Genomic DNA, 8,534 nt, shown 5'->3' with positions numbered 1-8,534 from the left:
CACGCATCATCAAAGTGGCCAGCCGGGTCGTCAAATCCGGCCGTCGGCTGTACTTCAAACTGGCTTCGAGCTTTGTGTATCAGTCGTTTTTCTGGAAAGTACTCCGGCGGGTACAGACGTTACAACTAGAGTAGTCCTTACATAGTTTTTAAAGATACTGTCTCCGGTTGTGGGAGGGGTCTGTCCAAAATGAGCCTCAGTCTCCAGTTTTCAATGCTTTTTCATTATCACCGACAATACTTCGGCATATTCGCACGTTTTGTACCAAGAAAAACAAACATCAGTGAAAATTTGTAGAGATTGAACGTTTAGTTTAAAAGTATGAATAATTCAGGTATCATATTAAATTTCATCTAACTTACTTATTCGTTCAGTTCTTTTTTCTTTGTCACATAACTCAGAAGGTCAAGCATGATTCTTGCAGCAGTCTGTCCTGTCATTCCTGTCGGATCATACTGTGGCGCAACCTCTACACAGTCGAATGCAATGACTTCTCCGTGGTCTGAAATTGCTTTTAACAGATCGTTCACTTCATCATATAACAATCCGCCCGGTGAAGGTGTGCCTGTACCAGGGGCGATTGAAGGGTCGATCCCGTCAATGTCAATTGTAATATAGTATTTTTCACCTTTAGGTATCAGTTCCAATAATCCTTCAATGCCTTTTTCACGCATTGCTTTCGGAGAAAGTATTGTTGAACCATAATCTTTTGCTGCTTTCACATCTTCTTTAGTACTGCTGCTGATGCCTCTGATACCAAACTGGAAGATATCCTTGACATGATCAAGTTCTGACAGTCTTCTGATACAGTTGCCATGTCCATAACGCATTCCTGAACGATGGTCTGCCCAATCAAGATGTGCATCAATTTGAATCACATGGAAAGGTCCAAGTTTTTCCAGACCCTTGCCCACTGGTGCAGTAATTGAATGATCTCCGCCCATAATTACAGGCATCGCACCTTTATCGACAATTTTACGTATCATTGCTTCAGTATTATCATGCGATTGCATGATGTCACCATGAACGATGTCCACGTCACCACAATCTACGACATTCCATTTCGGCCCGAGATAAGTGATGTCATTTTCAATATCATAAGCACCTTCAAGACCGAAACTGTATAATGTCGAGCCTTCACGAACAGCTCTCGGACCCATACGGGCACCTGATTTCCACTGTGTACCCATATCATTCGGCACACCGATCACTGCAACATCTGCATCCAACTCATCTATATTTTGACATACCGGATATTTCCCGAATGTGCTGATACCTGTAAAAGGTAAGTTTAAAGTTTGTTTTTCTTCTGGTTTAACCATTTAAAATTCCTCCTGTGATTTAAAGTTTTTAGTTTGTTTTTCTGCTTCCGACATAGGTAAAGTATTACTGAGACCTTCTTCCGATGATATCGTCTTGGCCACAATCCAAATAGATAGCACTCCGAAAACAAGTGCCGTCATCATACCGGCTGAACCAGCTATATGATAATTATTCGTTACAATTTCAACAGTACCGAAAATCGCTGTAGAAATTGCCAGTCCGAATGAATATCCAAGTGAACTTGCCATTTTGTATATACCTGATGCGATTCCTACTTTGTCATTGCTGACGTGTACAAGCGATGTATCGATAGAAGGGGTTGCATACATCCCAATGCCGATACCGGCAATCAGAAATCCGACAAATACTACAATAATATAAGCAAAATCCGGTAAGAATGTCATTGCTGCAAGACTCATTCCGAATGCTGCAATAATAATCGCCCATATCATCGGCTTCCTTGCGCCCATCGTCTGAAGCATCCGCTCTCCGACCCGGATCATTATGAGCAGCGCGACAATATTACCAATCGTCAGCAAACCCGTCTCAAAAGCCGTGAATCCACGTGCGAGCTGTACGTAAGTATTGGCTACGACTACAGTGGCAGCGATGCCGTTCTGTAAAAAATTTGATGTCACTGCGCCAGTATAGGCTTTTATTTTGAATAGGTTAAAGTCGATAAACTGATATTTCCTTCTCTTTTCATATACAAAAAAGGATATGATCAAGATTGCCGTTACCGCGAATAAACCAATCATCAGCGGACTCGTCCATCCGAGTTCCTGCCCCTGGGTAACAATGATGTTGATTCCGAGTATCATGAATATGAATATTACGAATCCAACATAGTCGAATGGTTCCTTTTTATAATCATTGACTTTACTCTCTTCAATATCTCTTAAAATCCACATTGCAATCAGTGCAACTATGATAGAGAAGACGAAAATCCATCTCCATCCCATGTATGTCGCAATCAGCCCCCCCGCTAGCGTGGCTACACCGCCGCCGCCCCAAGAGCCGAATGACCAGTAACTCAATGCGCGTTGACGATCTTTTTCATCGAAGGCTGTTTTGATCAATGCGATTGTCGCAGGCATGATACACGCTGCTGAAATACCCTGTATCGCCCTTCCGATGATGAGCATGAATGGCCCAGATGCCACTATTACAAGCAGGCTCCCCCCTATGCTGAGAACCAATCCGACAAACGTCATTTTCTTACGACCCGACCTGTCGGATATTCCCCCAGCCACAACGATGAACAACCCTGAAAATAGTGAAGTCAAACTTGTTGCGATATTTAAAGTGCCTAGTGAGACACCCATATCTTCGCTCATTGACGGGATGATGTTTATCATCGATTGAGCAAATAGCCAGAAAGTCAGAACCGCCAATACAATACCCACTATATATAAATTTGCTTTACTTCCTGATGCTGTCATTTTGTTCCTCCCTACTAAAGATTTAGTAGAATATGTAATTACAATTCCAATGTAAGCGTTTCATATGATAATTACAGTATAGGTGATATAATTGTATTTGAAAAATATATAAAGTTTATAGAAGTATAAATAAAATTGATAGTGTGGAGGTGTTAATAAATGGATATAAAACAATTGAGGTATTTTGATGAAGTCGTCAAACATGGCAAAGTCAGCTGGGCAGCCAACTCTTTATATATTTCCCAACCCTCTTTAAGCATGTCTTTGAACAAACTGGAAAAAGAGATTGGATTTAAATTGTTGGAACGCAGTGATGGTGTATTCAAATTGACAGATGCAGGTTCCGAATTCCACAAACATGTAAAACTGATTTTATCGATATACAGCAATATGGAAGATGAGGTTGAATATATAGGGAAAGAAGGTGTAGGTCAGTTGAAACTCGGCATTACTGAATTGTTCAGAGCAGTAGTGCCGGAGTTATTTGAGATATTCCTGGAATTGAATAATGACTTTGACATCAAATTAACCGAAGGGAATACCGCGCATATCATCAACCAGCTGAGACTGCATCAACTCCACTTCGCCTTGGCACCACTCAGTTATCTGGACAATGATATGGAATCCATCTATCTCGGACCAAATTACTATTCTCTGCTGGTTCACAGAGATTTTCCGGTCGAAAATGAGGATCTGTCAAACATGGATAATTTACAGGAAAGCACTTTGATTTTCAAAGAAGATTCATATGAACTGAACAAGTTTTTAAGGACGAACGACCTGGACTTCAGAAATATGATAAAAGTGGATACCATCGGCACGGCTGTCAGGCTTGTCAAAAAAGGCCTGGGTATCGCCATCATCCCAAAAATCTATGCAGTGAACTACACGGATGATGATGTAAAAAGTCTGGATGTGAATTATGATCTTCCAGGGCCGGATCTGTATTTATCCTACATGAAAGAACGGCATTTTACACCTGTGATTGAAGAGTGTATCAATATGACTCAGAATTATTTATCTATGTAAAAAATAGCTCAGTATTGACTCTGTCCGTTATTTTAGTTTGAGCGTTTGCACGATGTTGCAATGCTTGATTGAAGTCGTGCGATGATCAGGTCATGATTCACATGATTTGACTCAATATCGAGGCCATCGTGCGGATTCATCCACTAAAAACGCACGTCATAAGTGCTTTTGTGCTGGATCGTACGAATACAACTGCATTTTCCGCACGATCCACTCATTTTACTCTCAGTCATGCGATTCCGGCACCCGCAACTTTTTTCTGCACTTTTTTGTACATCCATTCCCCTAATAGAAACAGCACATAAGTGAACAATAGCGATACCGGTATGTAGAAAATGTCGTGCAGCGAGGCAAAAATCGGCTTATGTTTCAAATAAAAATAATTGCCGTCCGTCAGCATATTGACGAAATATGCAACGGCAACATACAGCACAAACCATAGGAAGACTTTCAGACTGTCCATGGTTTTTATTTTCATATTATAGGCGATGATGCCGTAAAACGGCAGGAGCAGTGTGACCAGGTGGTTGATGAAGAAGCTCCAGTCGATCGGGTGCGTGAGGCCGTAGACGCGGCTCGGGTACAGGAAGCTGAGCCATGCAAACAGGCCGAACAGTGCGAGCATCCTGAACACTTTGTCATTTTTGGTAATCAGGAAGATGATGCCGAGTATCGTGTTGATGCGGCTGATCTGCAGCGGCAGTGATTCGCCGAGGTCGAAATCCAGAATGAAGTAATATGAGCTGTACAGAAGAATCTGCTGGAAGATGCTGACAATCAGTATCACCACAGTGATTTTTCGTCTGTGTTCTTTCACGGTATCCCTTTTTATGAAAAGCGCGGCACCGATAATGATCAGTCCAATGATGAAAATGATGTGATCCAGATTGAATAATGTGATGTAGTCGCCGTACTCGGTCATGATTCTGCACTCCTTCCTGCTCCCATGTAATAATAGTTATTATATTACATAATGATCGTTTATCCATATTATTTTTAGTATACTTCACACAATGATACAGAAAGTATGTGATGAATCATTTTAATGCAATCGGTTATGGATGCTGCCATACAGCTCATCGTCTTTGCGCTCATTCCTTTTGTTTACTGGCTGATACAGATTCGAAAAGAGCGGAGTTTCACCGAGTGGATCGGTCTCAAAGAAATGCATTTTCAAAATAAAAACCGTGCGCTTATTTATGCCGGCCTCTGCTTTTCAGTACTGCTCATCTCAGGAATCGTACTGCTCTCTTTCATCGGAGACAGAACGCTTGTTGCGAATGCACACTTCTCTTCTTTCAGTCTGCAGGCGGTGCTCGCTATTTTAGCGTATTCGATTATACAGACCGGCCTCGCCGAAGAGCTATTTTTCCGGGGGTTTTTATTGAAAATCTTTTCCGGCTGGTGGGGATTCAACGCGGGAAATATGATTCAGTCCTTGATTTTTGGGGCTCTGCACGCGGCCCTGCTGCTGACATTACTGAACCCTTTCCTCGTCCTTCTCATCTTTGTGTTTTCTGCCGGCGCCGGATGGCTGATGGGTTATTTGAATGAGAGAATCGGAAATGGTTCGATTATACCTAGCTGGCTCATACACAGTCTGATGAACATCACTTCATCATTCATGCTCATGACAAATATTTTATAACGTAAAATGTCACCGGGATCATTATTTTCCCGGTGACATTTTTTATTGGGTCAATGCTTCGACATGAGTTTCCGTGCCGTTTATATAATATCTCAGCGTTTCAACTTCATTTCCGATAGTCAGTTCATAGACGTGAAGGATTTCATCTTTACCATCTTCAGGTTTTTCCATCTTTATATCCAGAAATCCGTCATCTGTCTCCTCTGCCGTCAGTTCAGTCGCTCCCGGTGCATAAAATGCGACATAGTGATTGTTGCCGTCTTCCGCTTCGATATGCATAATATTATTGACCTCTTCGGTCTCCACATATTCTTTAAGTTCGCTGTCGAGTTCGTTCACGTCGGTCTCTTCCACGCCGGATTGCCCCACTGCCGTACAACCGGACAGTTTAATCGATAACAATATGAAAAGCAGGAAATACTTCATCATCTCGTCCCCCTTATTATTATCCATTATAACTAAATTCATCTGCATATAATACTATGTGTTATTCACCCCAAATAATTTTCGCCTCTGATATAATAGGCATGTAAATCATTTACCATTTAAAGGAGCAAATTTTATGAAGAAATTTGTTAACGCAAATATATATGGCGACACGGAATCTACTGAAATTCTGGTCGAAGACAGCCGCTTCAAGGCCATCGGCAATGACCTCGGAGAGGCAGATGAAGTGATCGACTTAGAAGGCAGACTCGTCCTTCCGCCATATGTCGACCCGCACCTGCATCTCGATTATATCTTCTCCGGACTCGGCGAAGGCAATGCCAATATTTCCGGGACTTTATTCGAAGGCATCCAGCGCTGGAGTGACAATAAAAAAGAGCTGACTGAAGAAAAAGTCCGCGAAAACGCTCTGGAAGGCATCCGTAAGGAAGTCAGCCACGGTGTACAGTATATCCGCACGCATGTCGATGTGACGGACCCGAACTTGACCGGCATGAAAGCTCTGATTAAACTGCGTGAGGAGTTGAAGGATATTGTCACCCTGCAGCTCGTTGCATTCCCTCAGGAAGGGTTCTTCCGTTATGAAGGCGGCGAAGCACTCGTCCGCGAGGCACTTGAAATGGGTGCTGACGTTGTCGGCGGTATCCCGCATTTCGAGATTTCCTATGAACACGGTGTGGAATCGCTTCGGCGCATTGTCGACCTGGCGCTCGAGTTCGACGTGATGATCGACATCCACTGTGATGAAAACGACGATCCGAACAGCCGGTTTTTAGAAGTGCTGAACGCCCTTGTCATGGAAAAAGACTACGGTGAAAAGACGACCGCATCACATACGTGCAGCTTCGGTGCCGTCGAAAATTCCTATGCAAATAAAATGATGGGCCTCTTCAAAGCGTCTAAAATCAATTTTATCTCATGCCCGACTGAAAACGCGCATCTGCAGGGACGCGGTGACAACTACCCGAAACGCCGCGGCCTGACACGTGTGAAAGAATTGCTTGAGAACGGCAATACCGTCGCATTCGCGCAGGATTCCATCGCGGATTACTGGTATCCGCTCGGCAACGGCAATATGATGAACATTCTTGATAACGGCATCCACCTCGCCCACTACACGCATCTTGACGAGATCAATCAAGCGCTCGATCTGATTACGGTGAACGGTGCCGGCGTCATGAGAATCGATGAGGACTATGGCGGCTACGGTATCGAAACAGGAAAACCTGCGAACTTTATCGTACTCGATGCGGCTGATCCGTATGAAGCTGTGAGAGAACGCGCTGAAGTGCTGTCATCCGTGCGTAACGGCGAGTACCTGTTCAAACGCGAGGTACGTAAAAATGAAATTGAAAATGAATTTTTGAAGGGATAACGGTTTTATTTTCCTAACGCCGCTTCGATTTCATTTCGAAGCGCCGATAGCGCTCCAACGGAGCTTCGATCACAAAACGAACAGTCAAGTCCATAATTATGTGTAATAAGGATTATAGTACATGTATGCAGTTACCTAATATGTGAGGCGTTCCCTCCCCAGCCATGGCTGGGGAGGGGAATTTTTCACTTCGGTCTCTAGTCGTTGGCTTGGAATAATTTTCGTCTCGGTGATTGAAATGCTTCGTCAATATCAATCAGTACTGAACCAATGAGTCGGACAGCGGCCGCCAGATTCGGGAAAATATTGATGACTTTTTCGCGCCGGCGGACCTCTTTATTGACTCTTTCCAAGCTGTTTGAAGTTCTTAAAGAGATGTGGTATTTTTTGGCCTCAGTCAAAAACTGGGTGGCATCATGAAAGCCGGCATCCAACTTCTTGACAGCGTCTTCATACTTTGAATCCCCCTCGACATACTCAAAAAACTCATCCCTGTATTGTTCTGCCATCATCATTGACTCCGCTCTGAATATCCTTTTTAACAGTCTGCGTGCTTCCTCACTGCCTTTTTTCGGCAGGGTTTTGACGATGTTTTGAAGAAAGTGGAACGTACAGCGCTGCCATGATGCATCCTTAAATTCAAACTTCACCGCTTTCTTTAAGCCCTCATGGGCGTCTGATATGACCATTTTAGGATCATTCATGCCACGATAACGTAAATCTTGAAAAAACGTTTGCCAGGATTCAAAAGATTCTTCACCGGAAATCATGAAGCCGACGATTTCACGATAATGTTCAGTGGTCACAGCCTGGGCAATATACACCGCCTTTGACACGATACGATGGTTTTCACGGACTTTGATGTACATGGCATCGACGTACAGAAACTCGTAATCCTGCGCGTGTAAGGCACGATTCTGAAATGCCTCGATTTCCGGATCCAGTCGGTCCATCACGCTGGAAACAAATGATTTGGACACTGATTCCCCACATAAAGTTTCCACGATTTTCGTCACTTTACGGGTCGAAACACCGCTGATGACAGACTCCATCAAAGTCAGGACCAATGACTGGTCCATGCGTTGATAGCGTTCAAACAGTTCCGTCGAAAACTCGCCGGAACGCGTGCGCGGCACTTTCAAAGTGATTCGGCCGACCGGCAGCTTATAGTCTCTTTGATAATAACCATTGCGCATATCCTGACGATCTTCACTGCGTTCACGATTCTTGGCCTGTACAAATTCATCCCGCTCGGCTTCCATATACGCAT

At 43.5% G+C, this 8,534-nt stretch carries 8 protein-coding genes; 3 read left to right on the top strand and 5 right to left on the bottom strand.

The genetic code is table 11. From position 1 onward, the window contains the following. Positions 1–362: 362 nt before the first annotated feature. Both speB and BO48_RS16515 read right to left on the bottom strand, forming a co-directional pair. The gene (gene speB / locus BO48_RS16520; protein WP_496369198.1) at positions 363–1,322 is read right to left on the bottom strand and encodes an agmatinase; all 960 of its coding nucleotides are present in this window, start codon (positions 1,320–1,322) and stop codon (positions 363–365) included. Further along, the gene (locus tag BO48_RS16515) at positions 1,323–2,765 is read right to left on the bottom strand and encodes an MFS transporter (RefSeq protein WP_496369196.1); all 1,443 of its coding nucleotides are present in this window, start codon (positions 2,763–2,765) and stop codon (positions 1,323–1,325) included. A 159-nt stretch (positions 2,766–2,924) separates the two neighbouring features. Here BO48_RS16515 and BO48_RS16510 point away from each other — a divergent pair, with 159 nt between their 5' ends. Next, positions 2,925–3,794 (top strand): LysR family transcriptional regulator, encoded by an 870-nt coding sequence (locus BO48_RS16510; protein ID WP_496369194.1) that lies wholly within the window; start codon positions 2,925–2,927, stop codon positions 3,792–3,794. A 229-nt stretch (positions 3,795–4,023) separates the two neighbouring features. On the opposite strand, the gene BO48_RS16505 is transcribed toward BO48_RS16510, so the two are convergent. Next, on the bottom strand, positions 4,024–4,716 hold the full coding sequence (locus BO48_RS16505; protein ID WP_496369192.1) for a TMEM164-related integral membrane acyltransferase: 693 nt from the start codon (positions 4,714–4,716) through the stop codon (positions 4,024–4,026). A gap of 123 nt (positions 4,717–4,839) precedes the next feature. On the opposite strand from BO48_RS16505, the gene BO48_RS16500 reads away from it, so the two are divergent. Beyond that, the gene (locus BO48_RS16500) at positions 4,840–5,442 is read left to right on the top strand and encodes a CPBP family intramembrane glutamic endopeptidase (RefSeq protein WP_496369190.1); all 603 of its coding nucleotides are present in this window, start codon (positions 4,840–4,842) and stop codon (positions 5,440–5,442) included. Positions 5,443–5,484: 42 nt separating this feature from the next. On the opposite strand, the gene BO48_RS16495 is transcribed toward BO48_RS16500, so the two are convergent. After that, positions 5,485–5,895: a hypothetical protein gene (locus BO48_RS16495; protein WP_496369188.1), complete on the bottom strand. Its 411-nt coding sequence runs from the start codon at positions 5,893–5,895 to the stop codon at positions 5,485–5,487. Between the two features lie 109 nt (positions 5,896–6,004). On the opposite strand from BO48_RS16495, the gene BO48_RS16490 reads away from it, so the two are divergent. After that, positions 6,005–7,264 (top strand): amidohydrolase family protein, encoded by a 1,260-nt coding sequence (locus BO48_RS16490; protein ID WP_496369186.1) that lies wholly within the window; start codon positions 6,005–6,007, stop codon positions 7,262–7,264. Between the two features lie 197 nt (positions 7,265–7,461). Here BO48_RS16490 and BO48_RS16485 read toward each other — a convergent pair. Continuing rightward, positions 7,462–8,534 (bottom strand): IS256 family transposase (locus BO48_RS16485; RefSeq protein WP_496368622.1); only part of this gene is annotated, 1,073 nt, incomplete at its 5' end.

The sequence above is a fragment of the Lacicoccus kunmingensis DSM 17847 genome (assembly GCF_059568765.1).
Note: the sequence above shows the minus strand (reverse complement) of the source record. Positions and strands in the feature narration are given on the sequence as shown.